Origin of the sequence: Kribbella sp. NPDC051137 (genome assembly GCF_040682535.1) — a bacterium.
Taxonomy (GTDB): domain Bacteria; phylum Actinomycetota; class Actinomycetes; order Propionibacteriales; family Kribbellaceae; genus Kribbella; species Kribbella karoonensis.
The window spans coordinates 44,547-61,143 of the sequence record NZ_JBFBBI010000009.1; the positions used below are offsets into that span (position 1 = coordinate 44,547).

19 protein-coding genes are annotated in these 16,597 nt (G+C 70.3%); 9 read left to right on the forward strand and 10 right to left on the reverse strand.

The genetic code is table 11. From position 1 onward, the window contains the following. Window positions 1-30 precede the first annotated feature (30 nt). Window positions 31-1,200: a glycosyl hydrolase gene (locus tag AB0M51_RS40115; RefSeq protein WP_344198244.1), complete on the forward strand. Its 1,170-nt coding sequence runs from the start codon at window positions 31-33 to the stop codon at window positions 1,198-1,200. On the opposite strand, the gene AB0M51_RS40120 is transcribed toward AB0M51_RS40115, so the two are convergent. Together AB0M51_RS40120 and AB0M51_RS40125 are read right to left on the reverse strand one after the other, a co-directional pair. Continuing rightward, window positions 1,190-2,362: a serine hydrolase domain-containing protein gene (locus AB0M51_RS40120; protein ID WP_344198246.1), complete on the reverse strand. Its 1,173-nt coding sequence runs from the start codon at window positions 2,360-2,362 to the stop codon at window positions 1,190-1,192. The two genes, AB0M51_RS40115 and AB0M51_RS40120, sit on opposite strands and share 11 nt — an antisense overlap. Window positions 2,363-2,425: 63 nt before the next feature. Next, on the reverse strand, window positions 2,426-3,139 hold the full coding sequence (locus AB0M51_RS40125) for a TetR/AcrR family transcriptional regulator (RefSeq protein WP_344198248.1): 714 nt from the start codon (window positions 3,137-3,139) through the stop codon (window positions 2,426-2,428). Between the two features lie 142 nt (window positions 3,140-3,281). Here AB0M51_RS40125 and AB0M51_RS40130 point away from each other — a divergent pair, with 142 nt between their 5' ends. The 3 genes from AB0M51_RS40130 to AB0M51_RS40140 are packed head-to-tail and all read left to right on the forward strand — an operon-like array spanning window position 3,282 to window position 6,943. Beyond that, window positions 3,282-3,707, forward strand: a complete 426-nt coding sequence (locus AB0M51_RS40130; protein ID WP_344198250.1) for a DUF1707 domain-containing protein — start codon at window positions 3,282-3,284, stop codon at window positions 3,705-3,707. Further along, a complete protein-coding gene (locus tag AB0M51_RS40135; protein ID WP_344198252.1) occupies window positions 3,704-4,441 on the forward strand; it encodes an ABC transporter ATP-binding protein in 738 nt (245 codons plus the stop codon). The genes AB0M51_RS40130 and AB0M51_RS40135 overlap by 4 nt, the downstream gene beginning before the upstream one ends. 33 nt (window positions 4,442-4,474) lie before the next feature. Further along, window positions 4,475-6,943, forward strand: a complete 2,469-nt coding sequence (locus AB0M51_RS40140) for an ABC transporter permease (protein ID WP_363753918.1) — start codon at window positions 4,475-4,477, stop codon at window positions 6,941-6,943. Here the strand turns inward: AB0M51_RS40140 and AB0M51_RS40145 are convergent. Then, window positions 6,929-7,426 (reverse strand): SseB family protein, encoded by a 498-nt coding sequence (locus tag AB0M51_RS40145; protein ID WP_344198256.1) that lies wholly within the window; start codon window positions 7,424-7,426, stop codon window positions 6,929-6,931. The two genes, AB0M51_RS40140 and AB0M51_RS40145, sit on opposite strands and share 15 nt — an antisense overlap. Before the next feature lie 88 nt (window positions 7,427-7,514). Here AB0M51_RS40145 and AB0M51_RS40150 point away from each other — a divergent pair, with 88 nt between their 5' ends. Together AB0M51_RS40150 and AB0M51_RS40155 are read left to right on the forward strand one after the other, a co-directional pair. Further along, the gene (locus AB0M51_RS40150) at window positions 7,515-8,015 is read left to right on the forward strand and encodes a hypothetical protein (protein ID WP_344198258.1); all 501 of its coding nucleotides are present in this window, start codon (window positions 7,515-7,517) and stop codon (window positions 8,013-8,015) included. After that, window positions 8,002-8,673, forward strand: a complete 672-nt coding sequence (locus tag AB0M51_RS40155) for a hypothetical protein (protein WP_344198260.1) — start codon at window positions 8,002-8,004, stop codon at window positions 8,671-8,673. The genes AB0M51_RS40150 and AB0M51_RS40155 overlap by 14 nt, the downstream gene beginning before the upstream one ends. A 3-nt stretch (window positions 8,674-8,676) precedes the next feature. Here AB0M51_RS40155 and AB0M51_RS40160 read toward each other — a convergent pair whose 3' ends face one another. Genes AB0M51_RS40160 through AB0M51_RS40170 form a run of 3 tightly spaced genes read right to left on the reverse strand, consistent with a single transcriptional unit; the run spans window position 8,677 to window position 11,440 of the window. Continuing rightward, entirely contained in the window at window positions 8,677-9,429 is a 753-nt protein-coding gene (locus AB0M51_RS40160) for a class I SAM-dependent methyltransferase (protein WP_344198262.1), read from the reverse strand. Continuing rightward, a complete protein-coding gene (locus tag AB0M51_RS40165) occupies window positions 9,426-11,093 on the reverse strand; it encodes a DUF6596 domain-containing protein (protein WP_363753925.1) in 1,668 nt (555 codons plus the stop codon). The genes AB0M51_RS40160 and AB0M51_RS40165 overlap by 4 nt, the downstream gene beginning before the upstream one ends. A gap of 2 nt (window positions 11,094-11,095) precedes the next feature. Continuing rightward, on the reverse strand, window positions 11,096-11,440 hold the full coding sequence (locus AB0M51_RS40170) for a YciI family protein (protein WP_344198300.1): 345 nt from the start codon (window positions 11,438-11,440) through the stop codon (window positions 11,096-11,098). A 90-nt stretch (window positions 11,441-11,530) separates the two neighbouring features. Between AB0M51_RS40170 and AB0M51_RS40175 the strand changes: the two genes are divergently transcribed. After that, entirely contained in the window at window positions 11,531-12,412 is an 882-nt protein-coding gene (locus AB0M51_RS40175) for an aldose 1-epimerase family protein (RefSeq protein WP_363753928.1), read from the forward strand. On the opposite strand, the gene AB0M51_RS40180 is transcribed toward AB0M51_RS40175, so the two are convergent. From AB0M51_RS40180 to AB0M51_RS40190, 3 genes are read right to left on the reverse strand one after another with little or no spacing between them, the layout of a single operon-like run. Then, window positions 12,390-12,854, reverse strand: coding sequence for a PH domain-containing protein (locus AB0M51_RS40180; protein WP_344198268.1), 465 nt, complete (start codon window positions 12,852-12,854; stop codon window positions 12,390-12,392). The two genes, AB0M51_RS40175 and AB0M51_RS40180, sit on opposite strands and share 23 nt — an antisense overlap. 14 nt (window positions 12,855-12,868) lie before the next feature. Beyond that, window positions 12,869-13,717, reverse strand: coding sequence for an ATP phosphoribosyltransferase (gene hisG, locus AB0M51_RS40185; protein ID WP_363753932.1), 849 nt, complete (start codon window positions 13,715-13,717; stop codon window positions 12,869-12,871). A gap of 51 nt (window positions 13,718-13,768) precedes the next feature. Continuing rightward, window positions 13,769-14,032, reverse strand: coding sequence for a phosphoribosyl-ATP diphosphatase (locus AB0M51_RS40190; protein ID WP_344198272.1), 264 nt, complete (start codon window positions 14,030-14,032; stop codon window positions 13,769-13,771). A gap of 71 nt (window positions 14,033-14,103) precedes the next feature. Here AB0M51_RS40190 and AB0M51_RS40195 point away from each other — a divergent pair, with 71 nt between their 5' ends. After that, window positions 14,104-14,484 carry a VOC family protein gene (locus AB0M51_RS40195; RefSeq protein ID WP_344198274.1) on the forward strand — a complete coding sequence of 127 codons (381 nt, stop codon included), beginning with the start codon at window positions 14,104-14,106 and terminating at the stop codon, window positions 14,482-14,484. A gap of 31 nt (window positions 14,485-14,515) precedes the next feature. Next, complete coding sequence (locus AB0M51_RS40200; protein ID WP_363753937.1) at window positions 14,516-15,493, forward strand: P1 family peptidase; 978 nt, start codon at window positions 14,516-14,518, stop codon at window positions 15,491-15,493. Between the two features lie 453 nt (window positions 15,494-15,946). Here AB0M51_RS40200 and AB0M51_RS40205 read toward each other — a convergent pair whose 3' ends face one another. Further along, window positions 15,947-16,579: an NAD(P)H-binding protein gene (locus AB0M51_RS40205; RefSeq protein ID WP_363753940.1), complete on the reverse strand. Its 633-nt coding sequence runs from the start codon at window positions 16,577-16,579 to the stop codon at window positions 15,947-15,949. Between the last annotated feature and the right edge of the window lie 18 nt (window positions 16,580-16,597).

Genomic DNA, 16,597 nt, shown 5'->3' on the forward strand with positions numbered 1-16,597 from the left:
ACCGGCCTAAACCGATTTAGCATCCACCGCATGGCATTGCAGACCACCGCGCCCCGATTCGGTGCGAACTACGTTCCGTCGGCGGGGTGGTTCTACAGCTGGCTCGACTACGACGGCGACGCGGTCCGGCGGGACTTCGCGGACCTCGCCGGGATGGGTCTCGACCACGTCCGGGTGTTCCCGGTCTGGCCATGGATCCAGCCGAACCGGGCGATCATCCGCGAGCGCGCGATCGCCGACCTGCTGGACACGATCGACGCTGCCGCGGAGCACGGCCTGACCGTCGCGGTCGACCTGATCCAGGGGCACCTGTCCAGCTTCGACTTCCTGCCGTCGTGGGTGCTGACCTGGCACAAGAGCAGCCTGTTCGAGGACCCGACGGTTCGCGAGGGCCTCACGGCGTACGTCGACGCCGTGGCGCGCGCGGTCGCGAGCAGGCCGAACGTCTTCGCGATCACGCTCGGGAACGAGGTCAACAACCTCTGGCCGGACAGCTCCACCAGCGCCGGGACCTCGACGGCGTGGGCGCACGAGCTGCTGATCACGCTGAAGAAGGCGGCGCCGAACGTCCTCGGGCTGCACTCGGTCTTCGACGACGCCTGGTACAAGGGCGACCACCCGTTCCTCCCGACGGATGCGGTGGACCTGGGTGACCTGACGACCGTGCACTCGTGGGTCTTCAACGGGGTCTCGCGACTGGACGGGCCGCTCGGGCCGGCCACGCTCACGCATGCCGACTACCTGATCGAGCTCGCGCGCTCGCTCGCACCGGAGCGGCCCGTCTGGCTGCAGGAGGTCGGCGTACCCGGGCCGGACATTCCCGTCGACCTGCAGGCCGAGTTCACCCGCCGTACGGTCGCCAACGTGCTGACGAATCCGGCGCTGTACGGCGTGACCTGGTGGTCGTCGCACGACATCGACCGGCGGCTGCTGGACTTCCCGGACCGTGAGTACGACCTCGGGCTGTTCACCGTCGACCATCAGCGCAAGCCGGCCGCGCAGGCGTTCGCGGAGATGATCGCCGACGTCCGGCTGAACGGCGTACCGCAGCAGCCGCCGGTAACCACGCTGACCGCGCCGGTCGACCTCCGGACCGAACCGGACCGGCGCGCGGAAGTTGCCCCCGGCAGCGAGTTCCACCTGCAGTGGGTCGCGGCTCGCGCGGCCGGTCCGGTGCGAATCAGCTCGTTCAGCTCGTGAGCACCTGACGCAGCTCCTGGTTCACGTTCGCGCCCGGGGCCGGGTCGTAGTTGCCCAGATGTACGGCGGTGTATCCGAGCTCCGGGTACCACTCGGCGCTCGTGCTGATGCCGGGTGCGCCGCCGGTGTGGCCGGTGACGAGTCCGCCGTTGAGGATCGAGCTGTCCACGCCGTACCCGAAGAAGTTGACGATCTCCGGCAGCCCGGGCTTGGCCGGCAGACTCCCGAGCGAGAACTTCGGCGTCACGAAGACGTCGCGGTAGGTCGGGCTCAGCAGCCTGCCGCCGGTCAGCGCCGTGATGAACCGCACCAGGTCGGGCGCGTTCGCGAACGCGTTACCAGCCGGGGTGCCGATCAGGCCGAACGCGTCGGTGGTGAGCGCGTCGTACCGCTTGCCGGACCGGTCGGTGGGGTACGGATGCGCGAACCGGCGGTCGGTCTTCCACTGGCCGAGCAGGGTGAAGTCCGACGACGCCATTCCGGCCGGGCGGAAGATGTTCGCGCGGATGTAGTCGTAGTACGAGACGCCCGCGATCTTCGCCACGATGCAGCCGAGGACGTGGAAGCCGGAGTTGCTGTACTTCGCGGCGGTGCCCGGCGCGAACGCGAGCGGCTCGGTGCGGATGAAACGCAGGACGCCGTCCATGGTCTGCTGCGGCGTCGTCCAGGTCGCGGACTCCTGCCAGTACCCGTCGAGCTGCATGTAGTCGCCGAGGCCCGACGTGTGCGTGAGCAGGTGGTGGATCGTGACCTTGTCGCCGATCCCGGACGTGAAACCGCCCAGGTACTTCGCGATCGGATCGGTCAGGCTCAGCGATCCGCGCTGCGCGAGCTGGCCGATCGCGATCCCGGTGAACAGCTTCGTCACCGAGGCGAGGCAGAAGATCGTGTCGTCCCGGTTGCGGATCCGCCGCGCCTGATCGGCGTATCCCATCGAGCGGGACAGCACCGGACGGCCGTCCTTCAGGACCAGCACAGTGCCGGAGAACGAGTCGTCGGCCTGGAGCTTGTCGAGGTACTTCTCGAGCTCACCGAGGGCCCCTCGGCCGCCGGTCTGCTGGGCCGCGCTTGGGTAGGCCCAGGCACCGCCGGCGACGACCGCCGGTACGACGGCCAGCCCGGACCGCCGGAGAAACGTGCGCCTGCTGCTCTGCTCTGCCAAGGGAGTGCTCCTCACGTGATCGATGACCACTGAGATCCAACCCACCAGGCTGTTTCGCGAGCGTTACCGCTTGCCGATCAGTACGTCGATGCCGTCGAGGATGCGGGCCAGGCCGAACTCGAGGTCGTCGTCGAGCTCGTCCTCGTACTCGGCGTTCAGATACAGCGACGCGACCGTCGGGTAGCCGCCCTCGACGAGCCTCGGCACCAGGAATCGCCCGACCTGCTCGGCCTGCACCGGGGTGCCCTCGCGGTTGCCGAGCTGTCGCGCGAGACCGGCGTAGTTGCGCGCCCAGCCGTCCAGCAGCAGCACGCAGCCGAGGTTGTCGTGCTGGCTCAGCCCGGTCTCCGCGAGCGCGGCGAGCATCACCTCGACCCAGCGCAGGATGTTCGGGGTGGTGGGCGCGCCACGGATCGGTACGTCGAGCAGCCACGGACGCTCGGCGTACTGCTTGACCTGGGCATCGACCCACGCGATCGCGGCCGCCCGCCATCCGTCCGGGAGTTCCGGCGGAAGGCCGATCGCCTTGTCGTGGACCAGCACGATCAGCTCCTCCTTGGAGCGGACGTACCGGTACATCGCGTTCGTGGTGACGCCGAGCCGGCCGGCGATCCGCTGCAGCGAGATCGCCTCGAACCCGTCCCGGTCACCGAACTCGATGCCGGTGTCCACGATCTGCTCGATCGTCAGCGCCGGCTTCGGCCCGCGCCGCTGCACCGGCTGCACGCCCCAGGAGAGGGCGAGCCCCGGCGGCAGTTCCCCGCGGTCCTCGGTCATACCTCCCATCCTGACGTACGCCGGACGGCCGCGAACAGGGGTGCTAGCACCACCTCGAAAACGGGTTCTGAGCACCGGGTGGGAGAAACTGTTCAACCCCTACGCTTTTCACATCGAAACCCGCTGGAAAGGACGCACTCCCATGAACAACCTGCTCGAAGCCCTCCTGACCCCCGACCACGTCGCCCTCACCGACGCCGACCGGAGCGCAGCCATCGCCCGGCTGGACAGCGCCGTACGGCAGGCCGCCCTCACTCCGTCGCAGGCGAGCGACCGGCAGGACCGGGTGCTCACGGCCCGCACTCGCGGCGAGCTCCGGAACGTCCTGTCCGGCGTCGCGAACGCCGCCCCGCCGCGCGGGCTGACGACGGCACTGCAGGCCGTCACCGGCGTCTGGCTGGTCGCCTGCGTGGTGCAGTTCGTGGTCTGGCTGGCGCTGGCCGTCTTCGGCCACTTCGACGGTCCGTGGTGGCTGTGGTCGGATCTCGGCCTCGGCGCGATCGTGGCGATGCTGTGGTGGACGAACGAGTCGTACCACCGCAAGAGCGACGTGCTGGTGGCGTCGTGAGTGCGCCGGTTCAGCTCACCGACGTCCGGAAGGTGCACGGCACCGGGCCTGGCGCGGTTGATGCGCTGGCCGGGGTGACCTACGGGTTCGGCGCCAGCACGTTCACCGCGGTGATGGGGCCGTCCGGGTCGGGCAAGAGCACGTTGCTGCACTGCGCGGCCGGGCTCGACACGCCGACGGCCGGTTCGGTCCAGTTGGCCGGGCAGTCGTTGCAGGGGCTCGACGAGACCGCGTTGACGGAGTTGCGGCGGGAGCATGTCGCGTTCGTCTTCCAGTCGTTCAACCTGATGCCGGCGTTGACCGTGCGGCAGAACGTCGTACTCCCGATGACGCTGGCCGGCAGACAGCCGGACGACGCCTGGGTGAGCGAGGTGATCCGGCGCGTCGGGCTCGGCGAGCGGGTCCGGCACCGGCCGAGTGAGCTGTCCGGTGGACAGCAGCAGCGGGTGGCGATCGCCCGGGCGCTGGCCGGGCGGACCGCGATCACGTTCGCCGACGAGCCGACCGGGGCGCTCGACACGACCACCGCCCTCGAGGTTCTCGGCCTGCTCCGCGACCAGTCCCGCCAGGTCGGCCAGACGATCGTGATGGTCACCCACGATCCGGTCGCCGCGTCGTACGCCGACCGCGTCGTGTTCCTCGTCGACGGCCAGATCGTGTCCGAGTCGACCACCCCGACCCCGGACACCGTCGCCACCGAACTGGCCCACCTCAGCACCACCCGCGCCCACTGACATTTCTTTGAGCCTTTGAGGGAGATCTGACTCATGTTCCGCCTTGCCGTCACCACCCTGCGGTACCGGACCGCCGCGTTCCTCGCGATCTTCGTCGCGGTCCTGCTCGGCGGAGCCCTGCTCAGCGCCGCCGGCGGACTGCTGGAAACCGGCCTCCGCCTGAACGCCCCGCCCCAACGCCTCAGCGCGGCCCCGATCGTCGTCACCGGCGACCCGGCCTACCACCCACCGGACGGCAGCGGCTCAGCCGCCTTCCCGGAACGGCACCGCGTGGACCCCTCCCTGATCACCGAACTCACCCACACCCCAGGCGTGGCGAAGGCGGTCCCCGACCGTTCGTTCCCAGCAGCTCTCACCCCCGCAGCGGGCTCGGGTGCGCTTGCGGGGCACGGATGGGGGTCAGCTGCGTTGACGCCGTACCGGCTGGTCAGCGGGCATGCGCCGACCAGCGGGCAAGTTGTGCTCGACGAGCGGTTGGCCGGAGACGTGAAGCCTGGTGAGCGGGTGACGGTCACCGTTGGGGGTGAGCCGCGGACGTACACGCTCGCGGGTGTCGCGGTCGCTCAGCAGCAGGTCGACGTACCGGCGATCTTCTTCGCCGACGCCGACGTGCCGGCCGGCGTGGACGCGATCGGGGTGTTCCCGGCGGACGGTACGTCGGTGCGCGACCTCGCCAAGCGGCTCGACCTGCCGGCCGGCGTGAAGGCGTACACCGGCGACGAGCGAGGTGTCGCGGAGTTCTCCGGCATTGCGACCAGCCTTCCGCTGATCATCATGTCCGGTGTCTTCGGCGGCATGGTCGCCGTGGTGATGGCGCTCGTCGTGTCCGCGACGATCGGTCTCTCGGTCCGCCAGCGCCGCCGCGAGCTCGCCCTCCTGCGCGCCTCCGGGGCCACCCCGCGGCAGGTCGGCAAGATGGTGATCGCCGAGACCATGGTGGTCGGCGTCCTCGGCCTCGTCCTCGGCCTGCTCTGCGGGCGGATCGCCGGAACCTGGATCTTCGGGATGCTGGCCGACGGCGGCATCGTCCCGCCGCAACTGCGCTTCGACCAGGGCCCGCTCCCGTTCGCCGGCGCCGCCGTACTGACCTTCGCCGTCCTCCGGATCACCGTCGGGTTCGCCGCCGCCCGCGCCGCCCGGATCCGGCCGATCCAGGCGCTCGCCGAGGCCGCCGTACCGAACGTCGCCCTCGGCCGGGTGCGGCTGATCGTCGGCCTGATCTTCGCCGGTGGGACCGTCGCGATCGCGCTGTCCACCCCGTTCATGGGTCCGGCCAACGCCGCGGCGATCGGCGGCCCGGCCGGCCTGACCGGCTCGATCGCGGTCGCCGTGCTCGCCCCGCTCGTCATCCGGCGCGCCCTGCTCCCCCGGATCACCCGGCTGGTGGAGAAGCGCGGTACCAGCGGCACCCTCGCCGTGATCAACCTCCGCGTCCGCGCCGTGCAGTTCGGGGCGATCCTGGTGCCGATCACGATCGCCACGGCGATTGCCATCGGCAACATCTACTCGCAGACCACCCAGCAACAGGCCGCCGTCGACGCCTTCACCAAGAACCTGGACGGCGACGTCGTGATCAGCTCCACCACCGGCGGCGTCCCCGCCTCGCTGACCGCCGCGGCCAAGAACCTGCCGGGCGTCACCAAGGTCTCCGAACTGGTCCGCAGCAAGGGCTGGATCGAGGAGCCGTACGACAAGTCCCACACCAGCGACGCCTGGCCGTTGCTCGGCCTGAGCGGCCCGGTGTACAAGGGCAAGGTGAAGAAGGGCTCGCTCGACGACCTCACCGGCGACACGGTCGCGATCCCGCCCGGCACGGCGAAGAAGCTGAAGGTCGACGTCGGCTCGGAGCTCGGCGTACGACTCGGCGACGGCGCGCTGGTCAAGCTCAAGGTGGTGGCGCTGGCCGAAGGACCGTCCGGCTACGAGTCCCTCTTGCTGCCCGCACAGTTGCTGGCCGCCCACACCACGACCGGTCTCCCCGGTCAACTGCTCCTCAAGACGGACGACAAGAAGGCCACGCTCAAGACCGACCTGTCCAAGTGGCCCGGTACGTCGATCGGCGGCCGGGTCGGGCTCGCCGACGGGCTGGACACCGGGCTCGGCGTGGACGCCTGGATCGGCTACCTGCTCGCGGCGATCGCGATCGCCTACACGGCGATCGCCTCGATCAACACGATCGCGGTCGCGGTCCTGGACCGGCGGCGCGAGTTCGGCCTGCAGCGGCTGACCGGGGCGACGCGGCGCGAGGTGTCCCGGATGCTCGGCCTGGAAGGGCTGCTGATCGCGGCGCTCGGGCTGGTCGCGGGACTGGTCACGGCGGCGTTCACGGTGTTCCCGATCGCGATGGCGACCCGCGGCTGGCCGATCCCGTCGGGGCCGGTGTGGATCCTGCTCGCCTGGGTGGCCGTCGTACTGCTGCTGGTGCTGCCGACGACCGCGATCACCGGCCGGATCGCGATGCGCGCGAAGCCGATGGACGCGCTCAGCTCACCGGTCGGGTGACGGTTCGACCCACGCGTAGCCGCCGTCTTCCAGGCGTACCACCTGGAGGCCGGCGGCCAGGCGCCGTACGTCGTCGGTTTCGATCACGCCCGTTGCCGGACCGGCGATGTCCAGGACGATCGCGGCCGCGCCCTCCTGGACCGCCGCAGTCGCGACCAGCTGGGTGTGCTGGGGCATCGGGCGGGCCGCCGGATTCCAGCGGGCCAGGCTCTCGGTGCCGGTGAACGCGAGCAGCGCGTTCCGCCCGTCCTGGCCCTGGAGCAGTACGACGGCCATGTCCGACGTCTTGTCGTGGGCGAGCCCGTTCTCGTCGTGCTCGACCTCGCCGAGCATCGCCACCACCGGCACCAGCAGCCGGGCCCGGGTGAGCGCCGCCAGCATCGCACCGTCGTCCCCCGCGGCCAGCGCCGCCGCCAGCGCCGGATCCGCCGTACCGTCGTCGTTGTCGAACCCGGTGAATGCCAAACGCCGCTCTGGTTGCACACCAGCATTCTCCCCGGTCCACTGTTTCAGGGGTACGTCAGGGCTGTTCCCCTCTTGGTTCACGGGCCATCTGTGCGAGCCTGGACATGTGCCTACTTACGACGCTTCGACGCTCCTGCCGCTCTGCGCAGGCTTGACGCTGCTCGGACTGATCGGCTCCTGGTTCGCCTGGCGGCGCCGCGGGATCGCGGCGGGGACGCGCGGAGTGGCCTGGTCGCTGCTTCCGGTGTCCCTGTACATGACCGGTCTGCTCAAGGTGCTCTGGGAAGTAGTCCGCTCGGTCGTGAGCTGGGCTGCCCACCTGATCTTCTCACCGACCGTCTGGGCCGGGGTCGCGCTGTTCGGCGTCTCGGTCGTGTTGTACGTCGTCTCCGGCGTCGCTCGTGGGCGCACCCCGAAGGAGAAGGCACCGAAGAAGCCCGCCTCGCCCGCGGGAGAGCTGACCAGCACAGGCCCAGCGCCTGCGTCGGCGACTACCACACAAGCTGCTGCGCCCTCAAAGGGGCCGTCAAAGGGGAAGGCCAAGCAGCAGGAATCGTCGGAGTTCGACGAGATCGAGGACATCCTGAAGCGCCATGGAATCAACTGAGAAGACCGCTGACCACGGTTCCCCCCTGACCATCGACTCGTTGCTGGACAACGTCCAGGCCGGCCCCCCACGCCTGGGCAGGACCCGGCTGATCGGCGTCGACGGACCGGCCGGCTCCGGCAAGACCACCGTCGCCGCCCGCCTCGAGGCCCGCGCGAAACTGCGCGACCTGAACACGTACGTGATCCACATGGACGACCTGTACGACGGCTGGACCGGAGCCGAGCGCGGCTTCGCCCTGCTCCGCGACCACGTCCTGCAGCGGCTGGCCGACGGCCGCGAGGGACGCTACCGTCGGTACGACTGGTACAAGCGCGCGTACGACGAGCTCCACGTCGTACCGAACACCGTGGACCTGCTGATCGTCGAAGGGGTCACCGCCTGCGACCGGGACGCCGCGCACTGGCAGTCACTCCGGCTGTGGGTGGAGACGTCCAACCAGGTCCGCCTGGACCGCGGGATCGAACGCGACGGCGAGGCGCTCCGCGACCACTGGCTGGAGTGGATGCGCTGGGAGCGCGACCACTTCGCCGAGCAGGCGACCCGGTCCCGGGCGCACGTGATCGTGGACGGCAACTCGTCGCTCCCGTTCGACCCGGCCCTCGAGCTGGTCACGACCTCGGTGGCGCTGCCGCCTCACGACTCGGCTGCCTCCTGAGATTCATCGCCTGACCGCGATCAGGCGCGCCTGCGGGTGGTGGGTCCACTCCCCGGCGGGGGCTTCGGCCAGGTAGCGCCGGCGGAGGTCGGCGATGTAGGCGTCGCCGTGGGCGAGGGCGCGCGCCCGGAGCGGGCCGTGCAGGTTGGCGGCGTCGAAGTACGCGGCCGCGTCGGGGTGGACCATCGGGAAGGAGACGAGTTCGTCGCGCTCGATGACCGCGCCGTGGAGGGCGGGGACGAGGGTGTCCTCCCAGGTGCTGTCGCCGCGGCCGACGACCTTGTCGAGGAGCGCGAACGGGCCGGTTTCTTCGGCGACCTCCGGCCAGTAGACGACACAGAGCCGGCCGCCGGGGCGCAGGACGTCGTACCAGGACCGGATGCCGGCCGCCGGGTCCGGAAGCTGCTGGAGACCGAAGACCGACACCACGCCGGCCGCGGCCCAGGCCGGGTCGAGCTCGGTGGCATCGGCCTGCACCACCTCTGCTCGTCCAGCCGCGCGGGCGCGGGCGAGGCGAACCATTTCGGCGGACAGGTCGAGGCCGACGAGCTTGCGGTCGGGGAAGCGTGGGGCGAGCAGGTCGAGTTCGGGGAAGGTGCCGCAGCACGGGACCAGGATCGGGCCGTCCGGCAGCGACGTACCGATCGTCTGCACCGCGGCCCGGACCCACGGCGCGAACCGCGGGACGAAGTACTGCTCATAGCCCTCGGCGGCCTCGTCCCAGCTGCGGGCCAGCCGCGAGAGCCGGTCGGTCACGCCCGCAGCCCGTCCCACGACCACTGGACGACAGCTTGGCCGTCGTCGATGTCCTCGGTGCGGTGCCGGTACATGGTGTTGAACGTCGCCCAGGCGAAGTAGTCGTGCAGCACCTGGCGGACCCGCGGGTCGGTCAGGTCCGCGTTGGTCATCGCCTGGTCGAAGCAGTCGATCGCCCGCCGGTTCATCTCGTCGTGCTCGCCGTTGCCGGCGTGCCGGCGCTGTACTTCCGCCTCGGTGCCGTACGTCGTCGTGTACGCGGGCGGTCCGCCGAGGGCCTCGCCCCAGTACGCCGCCAGCCGTTCGGTGTGATCGGGCTTCGCCCCGCCGTGGAACGCGTGGCTGACGACCGGATCGGCCATCACCAGCTCGTGCCACGCGGCGGCCAGCCGCAACAGTCCTTCGGACCCACCCGCCGCTTCGTAAACGGTCTCCATGTCGGCAGTCTGCCCCAACTCGGCGAGCTGGTCACGGACGTGCGCACGCTCCGGTTCGGATCCCGCGAGCGCGAGAGCCTGCTCGTAGGCGGTGATTGCCTCGGGCAAACGGCCGAGCCGGCCCAGCAGGTCGGCGCGGGCGACGGCGTACGGGTGGTACTCCTGCAGCCGCGGTTCGGCGGCCAGTTCGTCGAGGAGCGCGAGCCCTGCCCCGGGTCCGTCGCGGAAGGCGATCGCGGCCGCCCGATTGAGCGCGATCACGGGTGAGGGGTCCATGTCGAGGAGGACGTCGAACAGCTGGACGATCTGCGGCCAGTCGGTGGCGGCGAAGTCGGGGGCCTCGTCGTGGACGGCCTGGATCGCGGCCTGGACGGCGTACGGTCCGGCAGGGCCACCGGTGAGCGCGGAGACGACCAGCGCGCGGCCTTCGGTGATCAGGTCGGGGTCCCAGCGGGTGCGGTCCTGGTGTTCGAGCAGGACGATCGCGCCGTGCGGCCCGCTGCGGGCGTCACGGCGGGCGTGGATCAGCAGCATCAGCGCGAGCAGACCGCCGACCTCACGTTCGGCCGGGATCAGCCGGTGCAGGATGCGCGCCAGCCGGATCGCGTCCTCGGCGAGGTCCAGCCGTTGCAGGTACGGCCCGGAGCTGGCGGCGTACCCCTCGGTGAACACCGAATAGATCACCTGCAGTACGCCGGGCAGCCGCTCCGGCAGCTCGTCCGGGCCGGGGACGCGGAACGGGATCCGTGCCTCGCGGATCTTCTTCTTCGCGCGGACGATCCGCTTCGCCATCGTCGCGGTCGGCACGAGGAACGCCCGGGCCACCTCCGGCGTGGTCAGTCCGGCCAGGCAGCGGAGTGTCAGCGCGCCACGGTCCTCCGGCGCGAGGGCAGGGTGCGCGCAGGTGAAGAACAGCTGCAGCCGTTCGTCGGGCAGTTCGTCGCCGGCGGCCTGCGGCGCGGGGCGGTCAGCCTCGACCTGCAGGATCGCGAGCTTGGCGGCGTACACCTGGTCGCGCCGCAGCCGGTCGACCGCCTTGCGCCGGGCGGTGGTCATCAGCCAGCCGCCCGGGTTCGGCGGTACGCCGTCCACCGGCCAGCGGGTGAGCGCCGCCTCGATCGCCTCGGACGTCACCTCCTCGGCCAGGTCGAGGTCGCCGAACCGCCGGGAGAGCGCGGCCAGCAACCGGCCGCGCTCCTCCCGGAAGACGTGCTCGACCCGGTCCATCGTCAGGCTCCGGGGAACTCCGCGACCGGCCGGACGTCGACCGAACCGCCGCCTCGCGACCCCGGGCACTTCGCGGCCCAGTCGAGCGCGACGTCCAGATCCGGTACGTCGATCACGTAGAACCCGCCGAGCACCTCCCGGGTCTCCGCGAACGGCCCGTCGACCACGGTCCGCTTCCCGTCGCCGGCGACCTGCACCCGGGTCGAGGTGACGAGGTCGGCCAGCGACTCGGACGCGACCACCACGCCCGAGTCCCGAATCTCCTTGTCGAACCGCATCCAGTCCTCCGGCTCGCACCCGACCGGCGCGTTCCGCTCGTCGAGCTCCCCGGCGTTGACCAGCAGCATGTACTTCACGTCGTACCTCCTTGGTGGCTGTCTACACCATCACCACGAACGGGTTCGCCTTCTGTGGACAGGTTGGGTGAGGATTGCCGCATGAGTGTCTTGCCTTCAGGTGATCAGTGGGGTCTGCGCGGCGGCGGGTACGAGGGGACCGTGGTGAGTGTCGGCGGCGGGATGCGCGGGCTCACCTACGAGGGGCGTCCGGTGCTGCTCGGGTACGGCGAGGACGAGCTGGCGCACGCCGGGATCGGCCAGCACCTGTTCCCGTGGCCGAACCGGATCACGGACGGCGAGTACACGTTCGACGGCGTCACCCAGCACCTCCCGCTGAGCGAATCGGCGCGCCGGAACGCCATCCACGGCCTCACCCGCTGGGCCAACTGGCAGCGCGCCGACGACGCCTCCGACGAGTCCACCGTCGAACTCACCCATCGCCTCCACGGCGAACCGGGCTACCCGCACCAGCTCGACCTCCGCCTCACCTACCACCTGACAGACCGGCTGACCGTCACGGCATCCGCCACCAACGTCGGCCGATCCGCGGCGCCGTACGGCTACGGAGCGCATCCGTACCTCAGCGTGGGTCGTCCGATCGACGAATGCGTCCTGGAGTTCCGCGCGGCTCAGCGTCTGGAGGTCTCGGACCGGATGACGCCGACTGGCCTCACTCCGGTCGACGGAACGCCGTACGACTTCCACGAGCCGCGCCCGATCGGCGCCACCGTCATCGACAACGCCTTCACCGACCTGCCCAGCACCTGGTCGGTCTCCCTCACCGACCCGGCCACCGGCGCTCGGTCGGTGCTGACGAGCGACACCAAGTGGATGCAGCTGTTCACCGGCGAGCCGGTCGGCCGTACCGCCCTCGCCGTCGAACCGATGACCTGCCCGCCGGACGCGTTCCGCACCGGTCAGGACCTGATCGTCCTGCAGCCGGGCGACTCCCACACGACTACGTTCCAGGTGTCGGTCTAGCGCCGGCGCCGTGTTCGCGGGCGACCGCCGCCAGTTCTTTGGCGGCGCGGGTCGCCCGCGCTCCTTCGGAAGCCTGGATCGCGAGGATCCCGATCCGGTTGTCGTCGGCATCGAACAGCTGCAGCCACGCGTCTCCCGGCCGGAACCGGAGCGCGGTCACCTCGGACCACTTCAGCGTGTAGGACTTGAACACGTTCCGCACCCGCAGCCGGTCCGGGTACGCCGTCACCCGGAGCGTGGACATCCGGTACAGGATCCACAGCACAGCGCCGAAGAACGCCAGCAGCGTGATCCGCTGGAACCAGTCGAACGTCGCCCGGTCCGCCGGCGACAGCCGGAACCAGATCACCCCGAACACGGCGACCAGCGACAGCCCCATCCCGGCCGACATCCCGGACACGATCCAGGGGTGGAAGGTCAGCAACCGGTCCCGGGACGCCATCTCAGATCACCCGGTCAGATCCGGCAGGCGTGGATGTCGGTGGTGAGGATCGCGCGGGCGCCGACCTCCCAGAGCTGGTCCATCAGCCGCTGCGCGTCGGCCCGCCGCACCATCACCCGGACGGCGACCCAGCCCTGCCGGTGCAGCGGCGACACCGTCGGCGACTCCAGCCCGGGCGCGACCGCGGTGGCCGCGTCCACGTCCTCGGCGCGGATATCGTAGTCCATCATCACGTAGTTCCGCGCGATCAGGACGCCCTCGAGCCGGCGGACCAGCTGCTGCAGGCCGTTCGGCGGGACGTCCACGCCGTGCCGCTTGATCAGGACCGCCTCGGACTGCAGGATCGGCTCCCCGAACACCTCGAGCCCGGCCTGACGTAGCGTCGTACCGGTCTCGACGACGTCCGCGATCACGTCCGCGACGCCCAGCTGGACAGCCGACTCGACCGCGCCGTCCAGCCGCACGACCGACGCCTGGACGCCGTTCTCGGCGAGGTGGTCCTGGAGCACCCCGGCGTACGACGTGGCGATCCGCTGGCCGGCCAGGTCCTTCACGGAGTTCGCGACCCCGGGCCGCCCGGCGAACCGGAACGTCGACGAGCCGAACCCGAGGCCCATGATCACGTCCGCGTCCGCGTGCGAGTCGAGCACCAGGTCGCGGCCGGAGATCCCGACGTCGAGGGTGCCCTCGCCGACGTACACGGCGATGTCGCGGGGGCGCAGGTAGTAGAACTCGACCTCGTTGGCCGAGTCGGTGAGGGTGAGGTCCTTGGTGGTCCGGCGCTGCTTGTAGCCGGCTTCGGTGAGGATCCCGATGGCGGCTTCGCTCAGCGAGCCCTTGTTCGGTACTGCGACGCGCAGCATGGCGACTGCCCTTTCTGGGGTGTGAACCGGTGATCTGCTGGAGGGGGCTCCCTACAGATGTCGGTACACGTCGTCGAGGTCCAGGCCGAGCGCGTGCATCATCACCTGGGCGTGGTACAGCAACTGCGAGATCTCCTCCGCAGCCCGCTCCTTGCCCTCGTGCTCGGCGGCCATCCAGGACTCGGCGGCCTCTTCGACCAGCTTCTTGCCGATCGTGTGCACGCCGGCATCCAGCGCCGCCACGGTCCCGGAACCCTCCGGCCGCGTCCGCGCCTTCTCACCCAACTCGGCGAACAGCTCGTCAAAAGTCTTCATCGCGCGCCCAGCCTACGGGGCGCTCCCAGGAGTCCGGCCCCCAGGTCCGGTGGACGGACCATACTGAACCCGTGGAGATCTCGGTGATGCTGGCGGTGGCGGACGCTCCGGCGGCCGCGGCCTGGTACGCGCGGGCACTCGGCGCGGTCGAACTGTGGAACCTGGGCAGCGTGATCGGCCTGAGCATCGACGGCGCTCCGGTCTTCTTGGGCGAGCCGGGCAACAACATCTGGAAGACGCCCGCGGACACGGGGGCGCCGACGGTGCGGGTCGAGGTGTTCGTGGACGACCCGGACGCGTTCGTCGCGCGTGCCGTCGAGGCCGGGGCCGACGGGAGCTTCGACCCGGTCCGCGACCACGCCGTACCGTGGGGCACCCACCGCCAGGGATCGTTCCTGGACCCGTTCGGGCACCTGTGGTTCGTGGGCGACCGCTCGCCGCTAGGCGGCTGAGCGGGCCGGTCGAGGTGAGATGCTGCTGCCTGTGACTGACGACAACCGTGTGCAGAGTCCTCGGAGAGTTCGTGAGCTGGGCGTCGTCGTCGGCACGTTGCCCACCGGGCCGCTGAATGCGATCACCGACGTGCCAGGAGTGCGGGTCGGGCAGACCACGATCACGGGCGACGGGGTGAACACCGGGGTCACGGCGATCGTTCCGGACGGCTGGGAGGCGACGCTGCCGGCGGCGGTTGCTGTTGGCAACGGGTACGGGAAGTTGATCGGGACCACGCAGGTGGATGAGCTCGGCGTGATCGAGACGCCGATCCTGCTGACCGGGACGCTGAGCACGTTCCGGGTCGCGGACGCGTTCGTCAGCTGGCTCCTCGACCGGAACCCGCGGGCGACCAGCCTGAACCCGATCGTCGGCGAGACCAACGACGGCCACCTGTCGGACATCCGCCGCCGCCCCATCACGCCGGCCCACGTCCACGCCGCCCTGGACGCAGCCTCCGCAACTCTCCCCCAGGAAGGCTGCGCAGGCGCCGGCACGGGAACCGCCGCCCTCGGCTTCAAGGCCGGCATCGGCACCGCCTCCCGCGCCTTGACCGACGGAACTGTTGGTGTGTTGGTGCAGGCGAACTTTTCGGGTGTGTTGACTGTGCTGGGGCGACAGGTGCCGGCCGAGCCGATCGACTCCGACGGCAACTCCTGCATGATCGTGGTCGCGACCGACCTCCCGCTCGACTCCCGGCAACTGGGACGCCTCGCCCGCCGGGCGATCTTCGCGATGGCCCGGGTCGGCTCCGACTATGCCCCCGGCAGCGGCGACTACGCGATCGCCTTCACCACCAGCCGTACGCCGTCCTACGCCGACCGCGACCTCCGCACCCCGTTCCAGGCGGTCACCGAATCAGTCGAGGAAGCCCTCCTCAACTCCCTCACCATGGCCCGAACCACCACCGGCTTCCAGAACCACACCGCCCACGCCGTCCCCCACAACCGAATCCAGCCAACGCAGTGACCCTCTCCCGGATCACTCATCGTCTGCGCTCCCTGGCAACACTCGAACTGCTCAACATCCCCCTGCAGTACTTCCTGTGGTTCCACCTGGTCGGCCTACCGGCAACAACCCCCAACCTCGCCGGCTACGCCCTCTTCGCCGTGCTACTACTCCAAGGCGCCGCGTACTGGTTCCTGAAGCTCCGCCAAGACCCACGCAGCCCGCTACCGGGCAAACGCTGGTTTGCCCACGCCCGCCGCTGGAATGTCCCGCTACTGACGGCTGGCGTCCTTTACACCGTCTGGTCGCTGCTACAACGCCCTGGCGCCAGCACCGTGCCGGGCGTGGTTTTCGCCGCAGTCGCTGTCCTGGAGCACGTGAACTACTTCCATATCCAACTCATGTACGACACAGTCCCGGACGTCCGGTACCTCGTCGCGCACGGCCTCCGCCGCTCGCACCTGTCCCGCGATCTCAGTAGGCAACACCAACCGGCTGACGGACGGTCGTCGGGTCGGTCAGCGACTTGAGCATCAGGTCGGCGACGTCGGCGCGGGAGATCAGGTAGCCGCGGGGGACGGTCCCGCCGAGCGCTGTCCGGTAGTGGCCGGTCAACTGCTTGCTGTTGAGCTTCGGCGGTCGCACGATCGTCCACTCCGCGGCACTGCTCATGATGTCGGCCTCCATCACCCGCAGATCGGCGTACACGTCGGCCGCGAACGCGTTGATCATCGGCCAGATCACCCGCCGATTGAGGAAGTCCCCGGGGGTCGGCCCGAGCGGTGCCGCGCTGACCGCCACGAACCGCCGTACCCCGACCGCGTCCATCGCCGCGAGGATCGACTTCGTACTGCGGGACGCGACCGGCCCGTCCTTCCGCCCGCGGGCGCCGACGCCGGAGATCACCGCCGTACTGCCGTCGATCGCCTCGCGCAGCGGCTCCGCCACGTCCAGCCCGCGCACCCGCACAACCTCCAGCGACGGATGCTCCAGCTCGAACGCGGACGACGTACGCACCACCGCCGTCACCTTCTCCCCCGCCTCCAGGGCCTGCCGTACGACGTGCCCGCCGATCCCGCCCGTCGCGCCGAACACCGTGATCCGCATCGAACCGCCTCCTGTGCG